At 60.4% G+C, this 16,551-nt stretch carries 12 protein-coding genes; 9 read left to right on the top strand and 3 right to left on the bottom strand.

Annotated elements, in window-relative coordinates; translation table 11 throughout:
• Positions 1-846 precede the first annotated feature (846 nt).
• Complete coding sequence (locus IB245_RS03305) at positions 847-1,890, bottom strand: AraC family transcriptional regulator (protein ID WP_008032805.1); 1,044 nt, start codon at positions 1,888-1,890, stop codon at positions 847-849.
• Positions 1,891-2,245: 355 nt separating this feature from the next.
• On the opposite strand from IB245_RS03305, the gene IB245_RS03310 reads away from it, so the two are divergent.
• From IB245_RS03310 to IB245_RS03340, 7 genes are all read left to right on the top strand, one after another.
• The gene (locus IB245_RS03310; RefSeq protein WP_008040963.1) at positions 2,246-2,812 is read left to right on the top strand and encodes an RBBP9/YdeN family alpha/beta hydrolase; all 567 of its coding nucleotides are present in this window, start codon (positions 2,246-2,248) and stop codon (positions 2,810-2,812) included.
• Positions 2,813-2,940: 128 nt separating this feature from the next.
• The gene (locus tag IB245_RS03315; RefSeq protein WP_192226495.1) at positions 2,941-4,944 is read left to right on the top strand and encodes a DUF1302 domain-containing protein; all 2,004 of its coding nucleotides are present in this window, start codon (positions 2,941-2,943) and stop codon (positions 4,942-4,944) included.
• Between the two features lie 41 nt (positions 4,945-4,985).
• Positions 4,986-6,344, top strand: coding sequence for a DUF1329 domain-containing protein (locus IB245_RS03320; protein ID WP_192226497.1), 1,359 nt, complete (start codon positions 4,986-4,988; stop codon positions 6,342-6,344).
• A gap of 97 nt (positions 6,345-6,441) precedes the next feature.
• Positions 6,442-7,518, top strand: coding sequence for a WD40/YVTN/BNR-like repeat-containing protein (locus IB245_RS03325; RefSeq protein WP_192226499.1), 1,077 nt, complete (start codon positions 6,442-6,444; stop codon positions 7,516-7,518).
• A 16-nt stretch (positions 7,519-7,534) separates the two neighbouring features.
• Positions 7,535-10,054, top strand: a complete 2,520-nt coding sequence (locus IB245_RS03330; RefSeq protein ID WP_192226501.1) for an efflux RND transporter permease subunit — start codon at positions 7,535-7,537, stop codon at positions 10,052-10,054.
• Between the two features lie 7 nt (positions 10,055-10,061).
• Complete coding sequence (locus IB245_RS03335; RefSeq protein ID WP_192226503.1) at positions 10,062-11,840, top strand: acyl-CoA dehydrogenase C-terminal domain-containing protein; 1,779 nt, start codon at positions 10,062-10,064, stop codon at positions 11,838-11,840.
• Positions 11,841-11,872: 32 nt separating this feature from the next.
• On the top strand, positions 11,873-13,516 hold the full coding sequence (locus IB245_RS03340) for a fatty acid--CoA ligase (RefSeq protein WP_192226505.1): 1,644 nt from the start codon (positions 11,873-11,875) through the stop codon (positions 13,514-13,516).
• A 157-nt stretch (positions 13,517-13,673) separates the two neighbouring features.
• Here IB245_RS03340 and IB245_RS03345 read toward each other — a convergent pair whose 3' ends face one another.
• Positions 13,674-13,883 (bottom strand): hypothetical protein, encoded by a 210-nt coding sequence (locus IB245_RS03345; protein ID WP_008032820.1) that lies wholly within the window; start codon positions 13,881-13,883, stop codon positions 13,674-13,676.
• Positions 13,884-14,116: 233 nt separating this feature from the next.
• Between IB245_RS03345 and IB245_RS03350 the strand changes: the two genes are divergently transcribed.
• Together IB245_RS03350 and IB245_RS03355 are read left to right on the top strand one after the other, a co-directional pair.
• Positions 14,117-14,311 (top strand): hypothetical protein, encoded by a 195-nt coding sequence (locus tag IB245_RS03350; protein WP_008032821.1) that lies wholly within the window; start codon positions 14,117-14,119, stop codon positions 14,309-14,311.
• A 971-nt stretch (positions 14,312-15,282) separates the two neighbouring features.
• Positions 15,283-15,498, top strand: coding sequence for a TOBE domain-containing protein (locus tag IB245_RS03355; RefSeq protein WP_008032823.1), 216 nt, complete (start codon positions 15,283-15,285; stop codon positions 15,496-15,498).
• A gap of 8 nt (positions 15,499-15,506) precedes the next feature.
• Here IB245_RS03355 and IB245_RS03360 read toward each other — a convergent pair whose 3' ends face one another.
• A complete protein-coding gene (locus tag IB245_RS03360) occupies positions 15,507-16,376 on the bottom strand; it encodes a LysR substrate-binding domain-containing protein (RefSeq protein WP_008032824.1) in 870 nt (289 codons plus the stop codon).
• Between the last annotated feature and the right edge of the window lie 175 nt (positions 16,377-16,551).

Genomic DNA, 16,551 nt, shown 5'->3' on the forward strand with positions numbered 1-16,551 from the left:
GCTAATGCTCGGCATGCCCTCGCTCCGGTCCTGCTCCGTGGGCCCGCCGCGATCGGCCATCCTTGGCCGTGCGCGGCTAACCCGGCATCCATGCCGGGTTGCCCACTGCGCAGAACCTGCGCTCGGCCTCTCGAGGGGGCGACCACCGCCACAGCCGCCGAGGCGGCCTGAAAGCCGACCTGGCTCTACGGTCGTGCGCACACTCCCGCACTGTGGTGGCCGCACTAATTTTGGATGTTTGCACATTCCCCTGTAGGAGCCGGCTTGCTGGCGATGGCGTCCGTCCAGCCAATACATACGTTGACTGATTCACCGCTATCGCCAGCAAGCCGGCTCCTACACGGGGATTGGGTTCACACGACTCAAAATTGTAGGAGCCAGCTTGCTGGCGATGGACGTCAACGATAACGCGGGCTGTCTGAATGAACGCGTTGCCCCGACGTTTTTTCGCCGGCAAGCCGGCTCCTACAGGGGACACGTATGCTTTTGATTTCCACCACTCATCAGGCCGAGCGTTAGCTCGCCTTCAGCTTTTGATCTGAGCGCCCCCTCGAGAGGCCGAGCGCAGGTTCTGCGCAGTGGGCAACCCGGCATGGATGCCGGGTTAGCCGCCCCCGGCCATGGATGGCCGATGGCGGCGGGCCCACGGAGCAGGGCCGGAGCGAGGGCATGCCGAGCCTAGGCGAGGCACCGAACGAAAGGGGCAAGAGCGCTTGGTTACTTGCCGCTTCTGCAAGTGACTCGCCGTAAGGGCGAAACCCATAGCGGCCGTTACCGCAGGAATGGATATGTACACCTGAAAGAGATTGGTCGGCTGTCTGGCTCACTCCTACAACAGGCGCGATATCAGTAGGGTTTGGGTGGGGCCGCGTCCGTCGGGGCTTTTGCCGAACCCTGTTTTTGCACCCGCCACGTCGCCGGTGGCATACCGAACTGACTGATGAACCACCGCGTAAACGAACTCGCCATCGAGTAACCAAGCATGTCGGCAATGCGACCAAGCGTGTAATTCGGGTTGTCCAGATAACGCAGCACCAGGTCGCGGCGCACATCGTTGATCACATCGTTGAACGCACAGCCATCATCCTTGAGGCGACGTTGCAGGGTGCGAACGTTCATGCCCTGGCTCTGCGCGACTTGCTCGATGGTGGCGCGGCCCATGGGCAGCAGCAGGTAGATGGCCTTGCGCACTTCGAACAGCATCGAAGTGCCTTGGTGGCTTTGCAGCGAATCGAGGTAGCTCTGGGCGTAACGGGCCATGGCCGGGTCGGCATTGGCGTTGGTCATGTCCAGGCTGGCACCTGCGCAAACGATGCCGTTGAACTCACTGCCGAACTCCAGGGTGCAGCCGAACAGGCGACGGTGCAGTTGAAGGTTGTCGGGGGGCTGGTGGGTGAAATTGACGCTGTAGGGATGCCAGTGAGAGCCGAGCAGGGCGGCGCACAGGCGGAACATCACGCCGATGGCAAGCTCGGTGGCCTGTCGACTGGGCATCGGCGAGTCGGTGACCACCTCTTCGCGAATGATCACCATCTTGCCGGCCTCTTCAATGAAGATGGCCAGCGAATCATTCATCAAGTGCCGGTAATGCACCACCACCTGCAAGGCATCACGCAGCGTGCGCTGATGGCTGAGCAGCAGGCTGACCACGCCGAAGTCCGAGAGCTGGCGCGACTCGGCCATGCTCAGGCCGAAGTTCTGGCAGCCGCTGGCGGCGGCTGAATCCTCCAGCAGACGCACGGCGGCATCGATGGGAATGCGATGCTCAGGGGCTTGCAGCAGGGCTTTGCTCAAGCCGACGCCGGCCAGCACATCGCGCGGGTTGAACCCCAGGTATTGAGTAACCTCCAGGTAGTTGGTCAAGACGGCGGCGCGAACAAGCTTGGGCATGCGAAGGTCTTTCCTGGGCCGGTTGCGATTCAGATGAGCGTGGCGACTATATCCAGCACATCAGCGATTGAACAGTTGCGATGTTGTCGAGGGCGCTCGCCAGTTTCTGTCCGCAATCACCTCCGTTGTCGTGGAGCAATCGACGCACACCCATTGATTACAGTGAGCTGCAGAGAACCTGTGGGGATTTTCGACCAGTGGTCGGCGCGCGCCAATACCTGGAAATCTGTCATGAAAAGAAAAGTGCCTGACGTCCAATGAAAAGCGCCTGGGGTGGGCGCTCTTTAATGTCAGTCCTACAAAAAGCCCCTGGCCACAGAGCCAGTCGAGTCATCGAGAAAGCGTAGGTGCTGAAGTGGACAAACTGCAAACTGCCGCAACCGTTCTGATCGTACCGGGCCTGCGCGAGCACGTTGCCGAACATTGGCAGACGTTGCTTGAAGCCAGGCTGAGCAAGGTACGTAGTGTGCCGCCGCAGGAGACCGACAAGCTCGATTGCAACAAGCGCGTGCAAGCGATCCAGCACGCGCTGGAGCAGATCGACGGGCCGGTGATCCTGGTCGCCCATAGCGCCGGCGTACTGATGGTCGCGCACTGGGCCGCTCAGTACCGCCGGCCGATCAAGGGCGCGCTGCTGGCTGCTCCACCTGACCTCGATGCCCCTTGGCCGTCAGGCTACCCATCGCCTGAAACCCTGCGTAGCCAGGGTTGGGATCCTCTACCCAAAGGGCCGCTGCCATTTCGCAGCCTGGTGGCCGCCAGTACCAACGACCACCTCGCCAGCCTGGAAGCCGTTACGCACCTGGCTGAAGGCTGGGGCAGTGAGCTACTCAATCTGGGCGATGTCGGTCATCTCAATCCTGCTGCCGGGTACGGGCACTGGCCGCAAGCCGAAGCCCTCATCCTCGAGCTGGATCGCTAGTTCAGGCGCCGGTTGGCTCGCGCCATCCGGCATTTGCCCTCACTCCTGAAAAACGCAAACCCCTGGAACAAGAGGGTGCGCGAGGGCGGCTGCGCTTAAAACAAATACAAAATGGCGGAGACAACGCAATGCACAACAATAAGAGTCACGGGTTCACCGCTTCACGCTACACCTTGCTGGCCTCAGCCATTCTCGCGGCAACGGTGCCGATGGCCCATGCGGCAGAGATCGAGACAGGTAACCCGGACTGGACCGTTCGCCTGGATAACACCATCAAGTACAACTACGGCGTACGCACTGAAAGCGCGGACAAGCGCATGTTGGGCACGCCCAACAACAACGACGGCGACTACAACTTCCGCAAGGCCGGGACCAACATCACCAACCGCGTCGACCTGTTGACCGAGATGGACGTGGTGTACCAGAACCACATGGGTTTTCGCGTCAGCGCCGCCAGCTGGTACGACAAGGCCTACGAGAACACCGGTTCCAATTCGAACCCGTTCGTCAACGGCAACGGTTCAACCTCGGGCCTGGTCGCCAACGACCCGCGCCTGGCCGGGGTCACCAATGACAACGTCGGCAACGGCAGCCCGCACCTGAGCAACTATGCCCAGCGTTACTACACCGGCCCGTCCGGTGAAATCCTCGACGCCTTCGTGTTCTACAGCACCGAAGTGGGCGAGGAGTCGATGCTGAGTTTCAAGGCTGGCCAGCACAACGTGTTCTGGGGCGAGACCATTCTCAACCCGGTGCATTCGATCAGCTACGGCCAGTCCGGCCTGGACCTGGCCAAGCTGGCCGCGTCGCCGGGCACCGAAGCCAAGGAGCTGTTCGTTCCGCGCAATCAGCTGTCGATGTCCTTCACGATCAATCCCGAACTGACCGTGGCCGCCCAGTACTTTCTCGACTGGGACGCCGCACGCCTGCCGGAAGCCGGCACCTACTACGGCGGCTCCGACCTGGTCGGTTTCGGCGCGCAGTCGTTCCTGCTGGGTAACACTAATGCTGTCGTGCCTGGCAGCCCTCTGGGTTGCGGCCTGGCGCCGTGCAACGGCTTGACCAACGTGCGTCGCGGGCATGACCTGACGCCGGACAAACGTGGCGACTGGGGTCTCATGGCCAAGTGGTCGCCCGCCTGGCTGGACGGCACCCTCGGCGTTTACTACCGCGAAACCTCGGAAATCCTCCCGCAAGCCTGGCTGGATGCCCGAGGCCTGAGTTCGGCCAACCCGAACGGAACTCGCCCGGCCGGCCAGGTGCCCGCGGTGATCAATACGCTCAACTCGCTGAGCACCGCCACCTATCAAATGGCCTATGCCGACAACATCAAGATCGTTGGCCTGAGCCTGTCCAAGGATGTGGGTGGGGTGAGCGTGGGTTCGGACCTGAACATTCGTCACAACATGCCGCTGGCGAGTATTCCTGCCGTTGTCAGCACTAACAGTCCGCTGGGCCTGGGCGCGGGTCTTGGCCTGTTGCCGGCGCGTACGGCTGCCACCGGTGTGGTTTATGACACCCCGCAGAAGGGCGACAGCATGGCCGCCACCGGCGACACCTTGCACTGGACGCTCAACGGTCTGATGACCATTGCCAAAACGCCTGTATTCGATTCGGCAACCCTGCTTGGCGAGCTGTATTACAGCAACCTGCTCAAGCTCGATAGCAAAAATGAGGCGCTCTACAAGGGCAAGGGCACCTACCACGGCATCGACCAGCCAACCCGGGACAACTGGGGCATCGCGGTCAACTTCACACCGACCTGGTACCAGGTGTTTCCCGGTGTCGACCTCAACGCGCCGATGTCCATCAACGTCGGTCTCGATGGCGTTTCACCGGTCTCCGGTGGCGGTGCCAAAGACACCGGTAACTACGCCATCGGTCTCGGGGCCGTTGTGTACAACAAATACTTTGTCGACCTGAAGTACGTGGACTCTTTCGGCAAGACCGACAAGTGCAATGTCAGCGGTGTGAGTACCGGCCCGACCGGAGGTGACGGCGCTGCGCCGAACGCCTTCAGCGGTAACGAAAACTACGCCTGTTACGCCGGTGGCTACTCGGCCTTTTCCGGTGGTGGTGCAACGACTGAGGACCGTGGCGCCGTTTACCTGACGATGAAAACCACTTTTTGATTCAACACTGATTTGCTCAATGCAAGCAGGAGAATAACAAGATGAAATTCGCAAAAACCGTGTTGGCCGCTTCGCTGGCCATGGTCCTGGTCGCTCAGGCACAGGCCGCTGTTTCAACTCAGGACGCTGCCAAGTTGGGCAGCAGCCTGACCCTGGTGGGCGCCGAAAAGGCCGGGAACGCTGATGGTTCCATCCCTGCCTACGACGGTGGCCTGACCACGCCACCGGCCAGTTTCAAATCCGGTGACAGCATGCGCCCGGATCCGTATGCCAGTGAAAAACCGTTGCTGGTGATCGATGGCAAAAACGTCGATCAGTACAAGGGCATGCTCAGTGCCACCACAGTGGAACTGGCCAAGCGTTTCCCGACTTACCGTGTCGATGTATACCCGACCCACCGCACCGTTTCGCTGCCAAAAGCCATCCTTGATAACGGCGTGAAGAATGCCAGCGGCGCCAAGTCCCTCGAAGGCGGTCTGGCCATCGATAACGTGCTGCCGGGCGTGCCATTCCCGATCCCGCAATCGGGCAGCGAAGCGATGTGGAACTTCCTGCTGCGCTATCAAGGCGTGAGCATCAACTCCAAGTACGACTCCTGGAACGTTGACTCCGCTGGCGTGCCAAGCCTGGCCACCACCGGGCAGGCGTTCATCTCCTACCCGATCTACGAAAACCTGGCACAACCGATCAGCAGCGCCGACGTGTACTACCAGATGAAGCTGTCGTACACCGGCCCTGCACGCCGGGCCGGTGAAGCGGTGATGCTCAAGGACGCCGCCAACCCGCTGCAGCAACCGCGCCGCGCCTGGCAGTACCTGCCGGGTCAGCGTCGGGTCAAACTGGCACCGAACCTGGCTTACGACACGCCTAACCCAGGCACCGCCGGCGCGGGCACCTACGACGACGTTTTCGTGTTCAACGGCGCGCTGGACCGTTACGACTGGAAGCTGGTGGGCAAGCAGGAAATGATTGTGCCCTACAACACCTACAAGCTGACCTACGCCCAGGATCCGAAGTCGCTGACCACCGCCAATCACCTGGCACCGGACTTCGTGCGCTGGGAAAAACACCGCGTCTGGGTGGTGGAGGGCAACCTCAAGGCCGGCTCCCGCCACATTTATCAGAAGCGCCGCTTCTACCTTGATGAAGACAGCTGGACCGCTCTGGCCTCGGATCAATACGACGCTCGTGGTCAGTTGTACCGTGGCTCCTTCGCCTTCCTCAGCCAGAGCTACGACAAGCAGGTCCCGGACTCCACGCCCTTCATGATTTACGACCTGGTCGGTGGTTCCTACAACATCAACGGCGTGGTCGGGCCTTATGGCGGCATCAAGTACATCGATCCGCTTTCCAAGGCCCAGTGGTCGTCGGAATCCCTGGCCGGCAGCGGCATTCGCTAAGCCAACCGCAAAAAAGCGCCTACAAGGTCCACCGCTCACAAGGCGGTGGGCCGTGCGCCGACGGCGTGGGCGCCAGGTTTTCCGAAGAGGACGCGGTATGTGTTCGTATAAGAATTATTTGCAGGTGGCGTTTGGCGTTGTGCTCGGCCTGTTGCAGGGTGTCACCCTCGCGGCTGATTACGTCGATGTGCTGGACCTGCCCGCCAGAGTCAGTGCCTTGGCCATCAACAGCCCGTTGTCCGGCATGGCTCGCGCCGGTGAGCGCGTGATCGCCGTCGGCCAGCGTGGCCATATTCTGTTTTCCGATGATGCCGGCAAGCACTGGCAGCAGGCAGCGGTGCCGGTCAGTGCCGATCTCACGGCGGTGAATTTTCCGACCACCACCCAAGGGTGGGCGGTGGGCAACGACGGTGTGGTGCTGCACAGCAGCGACGCCGGCGCGACCTGGCAAAAGCAACTCGACGGCCGTCAGATCGGCGCCTTGCTGGTCAAGCATTACACGGCGTTGGCCAGTGCCGAGCCGGGCAATGAACAATGGCCGTTGCTGGTTGCCGAAGGCCAGCGGTTGATCGAGCAGGGCGCAGACAAACCGCTGCTCGACACATGGTTTGCCAACGACAAAGTCGGTTATGTGGTCGGCGTGTTCAACCTGATCCTGCGCACCGAGGACGGTGGCCAAAGCTGGACGCCATTTCAGGATCGCACAGACAACCCGCAAGGTTTCCACCTCAACGCCATCGCTTCCACCGGCGACGCGTTGTACATCGCCGGCGAACAAGGCCTGTTGCTCAAATGGGATGACAACTCCCAGCGCTTCACCGCCGTGCCGACGCCGTATCAAGGCAGCTTTTTCGGCGTGCTCGGCAAGCCTGGCGAAGCGCTCGTCTATGGCCTGCGCGGCAACGTCCTGCGCAGCACCGATGGCGGCCAAAACTGGACGGCACTCGACACCGGCCTGCACGTCAGCATCACCGCTGGCCTGATCGATGCCCGTGGCGATTACCGCCTGTTCACCCTGGGTGGGCAGATGCTGGTCAGCCAGGGCACGGGCGCGCAATTGCACCTGCTGCGCCAACCGGTGCCGACCCCGGTCGCCGGTGTTACCCAGTCCGCCGCTGGTGCGTTGGTGGTCGCGGGCAGCCGTGGCGCCCAGACGCTAGCCCTCGAACCCTAAGAGCGAGAACCCAGACATGGGCAATATCAAACAAGACGCCATGCCGGTAATCCGCGACCTGCGGGATTTCGATCAGCACTCCGGCAACCACCTCGAACGGTGGGTGTTCAACTATCGGCCGCTGTTCATGCTGCTGATGGCGATGGCCACCGTGGTGCTGGGTTTCATGGCCGTGACACGCCTGGAGCTGCGCCCAAGCTTCGAAAAAATGATTCCGCAGAGCCAGCCGTACATCCAGAATTTCCTGGAAAACCGCCAGTCGTTGCGTGGCCTGGGCAACTCGGTGCGCGTGGTGGTCGAGAACACCCAGGGCGATATTTTCGACCCCGCTTACCTCGACGTACTCAAGCAGGTCAACGACCAGCTGTTCCTCACCGAAGGCGTCGACCGCGCGTGGATGAAATCCCTGTGGAGCCCGGCGGTGCGCTGGACCGAAGTCACCGAGGATGGTTTCCAGGGTGGCCCGGTGATGCCCGATACCTATTCCGGTCAGCCTGAACAAATCGAGCAACTGCGCCAGAACATCTCCCGCGCCGGTCTGGTCGGCAGCCTGGTGGCCAGCGACTTCAAATCGAGCATGCTGATCGTGCCGCTGCTGGACAAAGCCGCCGCCGGTGGTCAGCCCATCAACTATCACGCGTTCTCGCAGATGCTCGAAGAGCAGTTGCGCGACAAGATCGAATTCGCCGGCGACAGCGCGGCGCGCAAATCCGGGGAAGAGGGCAAGGGCCAATACAAGGTTCGGGTCATCGGCTTCGCCAAACTGATGGGCGACCTGATCGATGGCCTGATTCAGGTGATGATGTTTTTCGGCCTGGCGGTCATCACTTCGCTGGCGATCATCTATGCCTACACCCGTTGTGTGCGCAGCACGTTGCTGGTGGTCGGCTGCTCGCTGATTGCGGTGGTCTGGCAACTGGGTATCGTCGCCTGGCTCGGTTATGCCATCGACCCGTACTCGGTGCTGGTGCCGTTTTTGATCTTCGCCATTGGTGTGTCCCACGCCGCACAGAAGATGAACGGCATCATGCAGGACATCGCCCGAGGCACTCACAAACTGATCGCCGCGCGCTATACCTTCCGCCGCTTGTTCATCGCCGGCGTCACCGCGTTGCTGGCCGACGCCGTGGGTTTCGCGGTGCTGATGCTGATCGACATTCCGGTGATCCAGGACCTGGCGATCACCGCCAGCATCGGCGTCGCGGTGCTGATCTTCACCTCGCTGTTGCTGATGCCGGTGGCGCTGTCCTATGTCGGTGTTGGCGCCAAGGCTGCCGAGCGCGCGCTGAAAATCGACACCCGCGCCGAACACCACAAGGGCTTCGGCAAACTCTGGGACCTGCTCGACCGCTTCACCACCGCCAAGTGGGCGACCGGCGCAGTATTGGTCGCCGTGCTGATGGGCATCGGCGGCTTCATGGTCAGCCTCAACCTGAAGATCGGCGATCTCGAAAGCGGTGCGCCGGAGCTGCGTGCCGACTCGCGCTACAACCGCGACAACGCCTACATCACCCAGCATTACGCGCTGTCCAGCGACCTGTTTGCGGTGATGATCAAGACTGCGCCGGAAGGCTGCCTGAACTACAAGACGTTGGTCCTTGCCGATCGTTTGGCCTGGGAGCTGCAACAGTATCCGGGCGTGCAAGCGACGACCTCGCTGGTCAACGCCGTGCGGCAGATCACTGCTGGCACCTATGAAGGCAACCCCAAGCTCAACAGCATCCAGCGCAACCAGGACGTGCTCAACTACGCCGCGCAGCAGGCTTCGGTCAACTCGCCTGAGCTGTTCAACAACAACTGCTCACTGATGCCGGTGATCACGTTCCTCAAGGATCACAAGGCTGAAACGCTGGATGCGGTGGTGGCAATTGCCGACAAGTTCGCCAAGGAAAACAGCACCGAAGATCGTCAGTTCCTGTTGGCGGCCGGCAGCGCGGGCATCGAAGCGGCGACCAACATCGTCGTGCGCGAAGCCAATCGCACCATGTTGCTATACGTCTACGCGGCGGTGACGCTGTTTTGCCTGATCACCTTCCGCAGTTGGCGCGCCACGCTGGTGGCGCTGTTGCCGCTGGTACTGACCTCGATCCTCTGCGAAGCGCTGATGGTCGCCATGGGGATCGGCGTAAAGGTTGCGACCTTGCCGGTGATCGCCCTCGGCGTGGGCATCGGTGTTGACTACGCCTTGTACCTGCTCAGCGTGCAACTGCACTTCCAGCGCCAGGGTTTGCCGCTGTCCCAGGCCTACCGCAATGCGGTGTCCTTCACCGGCCGGGTGGTCGGGCTGGTGGGCATCACCCTGGCGGCTGGCGTGGTGTGTTGGGTCTGGTCGCCGATCAAGTTCCAGGCCGACATGGGCATCCTGCTGACCTTCATGTTCCTGTGGAACATGCTGGGTGCGCTGGTGCTGATTCCTGCCCTGTCTTATTTCCTGTTGCGCGAACGGGCGCTGGCGCCCGGCCCTGTTGCGCAAGCCGACAACACCGAAATCTCTCAACGTCCGGGCATGCCTCATGCCCTGACCACTTCCGAGTAAGCCAACGATGTCTGATTACAAAGCTCCTTTGCGTGACATGCACTTCGTACTCAACGAGGTTTTCCAGGTGTCCCGGTTGTGGGCCAAATTGCCTGGCCTGGCCGAGGTGATCGATGAAGAAACGGCCGCCGCGATCCTCGAAGAAGCCGGCAAGATCAGCGCCGAAGTGATTGCACCGCTGAACCGCAGCAGCGATGAACAAGGCTGCACCTGGAGCAATGGCTCGGTGACGGCACCGGATGGTTTTGCCGCCGCCTACAAGGCTTTTGCCGAAGGTGGCTGGGTGGGCGTAGGTGGCGATCCACGGTTCGGTGGCATGGGCATGCCCAAGGCCATTTCGGCCCAGGTCGAAGAGATGGTCAATTCGGCCAGCCTGTCCTTCGGCCTGTACCCGATGCTGACGGCCGGCGCGTGCCTGTCGATCAATGCTCACGCCAGCGAAGCACTGAAAGCCACCTACTTGCCGAACCTGTACGACGGCACCTGGACCGGCTCGATGTGCCTGACCGAAGCGCATGCCGGCACGGACCTGGGCCTGATTCGCACCCGTGCCATACCTCAGGTCGACGGCAGTTTCAAGATCAGCGGCAGCAAGATATTCATCACCGGCGGTGAGCACGACCTGACCGAAAACATCATTCACCTGGTACTGGCGCGCTTGCCGGATGCACCGGCGGGACCGAAAGGCATTTCGCTGTTCCTGGTGCCCAAGGTGCTGGTCAATGCCGATGGCTCGCTGGGCGAGCGCAACTCGCTGTCCTGCGGCTCCATCGAGCACAAGATGGGCATCAAGGCCTCCGCCACGTGCGTGATGAACTTTGATGGTGCCACCGGCTGGATCGTCGACGCACCGAACAAAGGGTTGGCGGCGATGTTCACCATGATGAATTACGAACGTCTGGGCGTAGGTATTCAGGGCCTGGCGCAAGGCGAACGCTCGTACCAGAACGCCGTCGAATACGCCCGTGACCGCCTGCAAAGCCGTTCGCCGAGGGGCGCGCAGAACAAGGACAAAGCCGCCGATCCGATCATCGTTCACCCGGATGTACGACGGATGCTGTTGACCATGAAGGCCTTGAACGAAGGCGGGCGGGCGTTTTCCAGCTACGTGGCCCTGCAACTGGATACCGCCAAGTACAGCGAAGACGAGTCAATCAGCAGTCGCGCCCAGGAACTGGTGTCGCTTCTGACCCCTGTTGCCAAGGCGTTCCTCACCGACATGGGGCTGGAAACCACCGTGCATGGCCAGCAGGTCTTCGGCGGCCATGGCTACATCCGCGAATGGGGCCAGGAGCAATTGGTTCGCGATGTGCGCATCACCCAGATCTACGAAGGCACCAACGGTATCCAGTCACTGGACCTGGCCGGGCGCAAAATCGTCGGCAGCGGCGGGGCGCTCTACCGGCTGTTCGCTTCGGAGATCCGCAACTTTACCGCCAATGCCTGCGCTGACCTCGGCGAGTTCACCAGACCGTTGAACGCCGCCGTCGACACCCTCGACGAGCTGACCGCATGGCTGCTGGACCGAGCCCAGAACAACCCGAATGAAATCGGCGCGGCTTCGGTCGAATACCTGCACGTGTTCGGCTACACCGCGTACGCCTACATGTGGGCGCGAATGGCCAAAGCCGCCATGAGCACGCATTCGAAGGACGCGTTCTATGTCAGCAAACTGGCCACTGCACGCTTCTACTTCGCCCGTCTGCTGCCACGTATCCACTCGTTGAGCGCGTCGGCCAAGGCTGGCAGCGAATGCCTCTATAAATTGGATGCAGAGCAGTTCTGAGCTCACGTAAAAAAGGACCGGGAACCACAACCATGATGGCGACAAAAATAATTCCGCCCGCCGACGGCGCCTACGCCTATCCCTTGCTGATCAAGCAATTGTTGTTGTCCGGCGTGCGCTACGAGCCGGGCCGGGAAATCGTGTATGCCGACAAGCTGCGCTACAGCTACCAGACGCTCAACCAGCGGATACGCAAGCTGGCCAACGCCTTGACCGCTGCCGGCGTCAAGGCCGGGGACACGGTGGCCCTGCTTGACTGGGATAGCCATCGCTACCTGGAATGTTTCTTTGCCGTGCCGATGATCGGCGCGGTGCTGCATACCGTGAACATCCGTCTTTCGCCGGATCAGGTGCTCTTCACCATGAACCATGCCGAGGACGACCTGGTGCTTGTGCATGACGATTTCCTGCCTCTGGTTGAACAGATTCAGGGGCAGCTCAACACCGTCAAAGGTTACTTGCAGCTTACGGACGACACAGCCACTCCCACGTCGCTGCCGGTGCTGGGGGAATATGAAAACCTGTTGGCCGGGGCCGCAGACCAGTACGACTTTGCCGATTTCGATGAAAACTCGGTGGCGACCCTTTTCTACACCACGGGCACTACTGGCGACCCTAAAGGCGTGTATTTCACCCACCGCCAATTGGTCTTGCACACCTTGAATGCCGTGGGCACTTTGGGCGTCTACCAGGGGTTGCCGCTGCTGCGCTCCGATGATGTCTACATGCCGATCACACCGATGTTTCACGTGCATGCCTGGGGTGTGCCCTATGTCGCCACCCTGATGGGCATCAAGCAGGTGTACCCCGGCCGCTACGAGCCCAACAGCCTGGTCAGGCTGTATCGAGAGGAGAAGGTCACGTTCTCCCACTGTGTGCCGACCATTCTGCAAATGATCCTGAACTGCGAGGAAGCGCAACGGACTCGTTTTGATGGCTGGAAAATGCTCCTGGGCGGCAGCGCGCTGACCTTGGGCATCGCCAGTGAAGCGAGTGCCAAAGGTATTCAGGTACACAGTGGTTACGGCATGTCGGAAACCTGCCCGTTGCTGTGCCTGACTTACCTGCGTGACGAAGACCTCGCACAATCCACGCAAGCCCAACTGGTGACCCGCATCAAGACTGGAACAACGGTGCCGATGGTCGACCTGAAAATCATCGATGCCAATGGCAATGACGTTGCCCATGACGGAGAGTCCCTGGGCGAGATCGTGGTGCGCGCGCCTTGGCTGACCCAAGGCTATTTGAAGGAGCCCGAAAAGGGGGCAGAACTTTGGCACAACGGCTGGCTGCACACCGGCGACATGGCCTCCATTGACCCTTTGGGAGGGGTGGAAATCAAAGATCGAATCAAGGATGTGATCAAGACGGGTGGGGAGTGGATCAGCTCCCTGGAACTGGAAAGCCTGATCAGCGAACACCCGGCCGTCATGTCGGTCGCGGTCGTGGGCATTGTGGACGAGCAATGGGGTGAACGGCCGATGGCGCTGGTGGTGTGCGAGCCTGGGCAATACCTCGACCGCAAGATGCTGGAGGTGCACCTGCAAGGGTTTGTCGAGCGTGGCCGGATCAATAAATGGGCGATCCCCAAGCGGTTCAGGTTCGTCGCCGAGATCCCTAAAACCAGCGTCGGGAAGATTAACAAAAAGCTCATCCGGGAAAGCGAATCGAGCTGAAAGGCGCGGCGGATGCTACGTCAACCCTGACCACTGATCGCGAGGTCCGCTGTTTCATATCCGTCAAAGGGGATCATGCATCCAGATGCTTGATCCCTTTTTTCGTTTCAGGTCTGCGTAAACGTCGCGGCGATGTCGTCGGGTCTGTCGAAATAACTCAGGGCAAGTAGCCCGCAGCCTGGACGAGGTGATTGTCCTGCCCGGCAACGATGAGGTGCATTGGCACATGGGGTTGCTCATCAACAACGGAAGTGACCTCAAACCCACCCACTACCAGCGGCTGTCGCTCACACATTTCGGTCGACTCTCCCGCCAGTTTTTTCGCCATTTTCGCGTGGTTCGCTGCGATTTCGTTGAGAGTTGACACGTTACATCTCCGGGTAAAAGACCCAGCGCATGGCTGGCGTCCAAAATATTGATTTGATGGTTGTCGCGTCAGAATTACGTCGTTTCCGGGCGATTACGACCGGCGATTGCAATCCCTGCGCCAGAGGCTGTGGCAATTCTTTGTCGCGTCTACATTAGCGACGAATGGTGACATTTGGATGTGCTTGAATCGGGCGTAAACTGGCAGTGCTACTTCATCAGGAGGAGCCGGAGATGATTGCCGACCGAATGACCGCACAGACGTCCGCGGACAAAGCTGTCTGGGATCAATATTTTTGCGCTGCGCTGATTGCGGAAAGCAATCTGACGGCGCCGGTTGTAGGAGGGGCCACTCATGAGGACAGGCAGAATCTGTTGATTGAAAGAGCCAAGGCGCTCGCCGACAAAATGATGGATACGCGCCAGTGAATGGAAACACGTGCCTGTTCAATACCTCGGCCCAACCTCTTCAGGTTGGGCTTTTTCATGCCTGTCTCAACCCGACGTAAACCCAGTCCCGAACACCCCCGCGATTTTGTAGGAGCCAGGCTTGCCGGCGAAGGCGCCCGTGAAATCGCCATCGCCAGCAAGCCGGCTCCTACAGGTGTGGCGAGAACCCCCAATCCCGAATCCCCCGCGATGTTGTAGGAGCCAGGCTTGCCGGCGAAGGCGTCCGCCAGATCGCCATCGCCAGCAAGCCGGGCTCCTACAGGTTTGGCGAGAACCTCCAATCCCGAATCCCCCGCGATGTTGTAGGAGCCAGGCTTGCCGGCGAAGGCGTCCGTGAAATCGCCATCGCCAGCAAGCTGGCTCCTACAGGTTTGGCGAGAACCCCCAATCTCGAACACACCCCCGATCCGTAGGAGCCGGCTTGCTGGCGATAGCGCCCGCAAGACCGCCATCGCCGGCAAGCCGGGCTCCTACAGGTTTGGCGTGAACCCCAATCCCGAATCCTCCCGCGATTTTGTAGGAGCCAGGCTTGCTGGCGATAGCGCCCGCAAGATCGCCATCGCCAGCAAGCCGGCTCCTACAGGTTTGGCGTGAACCCCCAATCCCGAGCACACCCGAGATCCGTAGGAGCCGGCTTGCTGGCGATAGCGCCCGCCAGATCGCCATCGCCAGCAAGCCGGGCTCCTACAGGTTTGGCGTGAACCTCAGTCCCGAATCCTCCCGCGGTTTTGTAGGAGCCGTCTTGCCGGCGATGGCGTCCGTGAGATCGCCATCGCCAGCAAGCTGGCTCCTACAGGGTTGGCGTGCGCTGCAAATGCGGGCGAGGTCTTATATTTCTAAAAGATATAAATAGATAATTATATATTCCTTTTAATGTTGTTCCGCGAAGTGCACTTTGGGCGCCTGCACATCCGTTCGGATGCGTTCGACATCACACAGGAAGCCGCATCATGACCATCAAAGCGATCAACGTTCGCAACCAGTTCAAGGGCGTCATCAAGGAAATCGTCGAAGGCGAAGTGGTCTCGGAAATCGATGTGCAAACCGCATCCGGGATCGTCACCTCGGTGATTACCACCCGCTCGGTGCGCGATCTCGAATTGAGGGTGGGTAGCGAAGTCATCGCGTTCGTCAAATCCACCGAGGTCTCGATTGCCAAGCTCTGAATCGACGTTCAAGAAAACGACAGGCCCTGGCTCGCGCGGATCAGGTCATAGGCCTTGCGCGCGATCAGGTTGGCGGTGTTAGGCCGGATCCACAGGTAGTAAGTGACGTCCGGCAGTCGCGGCAATCCATCATTTTCACCCAGCACACGCATGTCCGGGCCGAGCATTTCCATGCTTCGGGGGGTGACCCCCAGCCCCGCGCGCGTCGCCGCTTTAATGCCGATCAGGTTCGACGCCAGGTACGCCTGCCGCCAGGGAATGTTCGCGCGTTCCAGCGCTTCCAGCGCATAGCGTCGATAGATGCTTGGCTCATCCACGAGAATCAGCGGCAAGGGTTCGCCGGGGTTGTGCAGGTATTGCGCCGAGCAAATCCACCACACCGGCGAGGTGCGCAAGGCAAAGCCTTCGAGGTTCGGGTCTTCGCGAGTGGAAATCACCATGTCGACCTTGCCCCGGTGCAGGTCTTCCATCAGGAACGGGCTGCGACCGACGTCGATTTCCAGACGCAAGCGCGGCGCCGAGCGAGCGATGTGGCTGAGGATCGGCGGCAGGATCGTGTCAGCGATGTCATGGGGCGAGCCGATGCGCAACACGCCGCTCAAGCTGCTTTCACGCAGGGAACTCAAGGCTTCGTCGTTGAGCGAGAGCATTTGCCGTGCGTGGCGCAGCAACTGCAGCCCGGCTTCTGTCAGTTGTTTTTGCCGTCCGCGTTTCTCGAACAGATTCACCCCGACCTGTTGCTCCAGGCGTTGCATGTGTTGGGTGACCGACGATTGCGTGCGGTCCAGTTGCGCGCCGGCCTCGGCAAAACTGTGGTGATCCACCACCGCGATGAAAGTGCGCAGCAATTCGAGATCAAGCGTGGGCAGGGTCGACATGGGCGTTTCCAGGGCTGTTTTTACATCACGAGTTTAAACATAAGCATTAAGACTCGTTATGTGTTTTTTCTGGGTTGTTCAGTGTTAAAGGGGTTTTAAGCAACAAATACAGGGGTTGTGGCCGTTCTGTCTTTCAGCGCTAAACGCCAAGTTATAACGATATTAGATATTTGAA

Source organism: Pseudomonas sp. PDM02, assembly GCF_014852285.1.
In the GTDB taxonomy this organism is placed as follows: Bacteria; Pseudomonadota; Gammaproteobacteria; order Pseudomonadales; family Pseudomonadaceae; genus Aquipseudomonas; species Aquipseudomonas migulae.

Excerpts from the sequence above, each read along its gene's own strand:
- IB245_RS03320 (WP_192226497.1), top strand. The coding sequence starts at position 4,986 with ATGAAATTCGCAAAAACCGTGTTGGCCGCTTCGCTGGCCATGGTCCTG.
- IB245_RS03330 (WP_192226501.1), top strand. The coding sequence starts at position 7,535 with ATGGGCAATATCAAACAAGACGCCATGCCGGTAATCCGCGACCTGCGG.
- IB245_RS03305 (WP_008032805.1), bottom strand. The coding sequence starts at position 1,890 with ATGCCCAAGCTTGTTCGCGCCGCCGTCTTGACCAACTACCTGGAGGTT.
- IB245_RS03350 (WP_008032821.1), top strand. The coding sequence starts at position 14,117 with ATGATTGCCGACCGAATGACCGCACAGACGTCCGCGGACAAAGCTGTC.
- IB245_RS03315 (WP_192226495.1), top strand. The coding sequence starts at position 2,941 with ATGCACAACAATAAGAGTCACGGGTTCACCGCTTCACGCTACACCTTG.
- IB245_RS03335 (WP_192226503.1), top strand. The coding sequence starts at position 10,062 with ATGTCTGATTACAAAGCTCCTTTGCGTGACATGCACTTCGTACTCAAC.
- IB245_RS03355 (WP_008032823.1), top strand. The coding sequence starts at position 15,283 with ATGACCATCAAAGCGATCAACGTTCGCAACCAGTTCAAGGGCGTCATC.
- IB245_RS03340 (WP_192226505.1), top strand. The coding sequence starts at position 11,873 with ATGATGGCGACAAAAATAATTCCGCCCGCCGACGGCGCCTACGCCTAT.
- IB245_RS03325 (WP_192226499.1), top strand. The coding sequence starts at position 6,442 with ATGTGTTCGTATAAGAATTATTTGCAGGTGGCGTTTGGCGTTGTGCTC.
- IB245_RS03360 (WP_008032824.1), bottom strand. The coding sequence starts at position 16,376 with ATGTCGACCCTGCCCACGCTTGATCTCGAATTGCTGCGCACTTTCATC.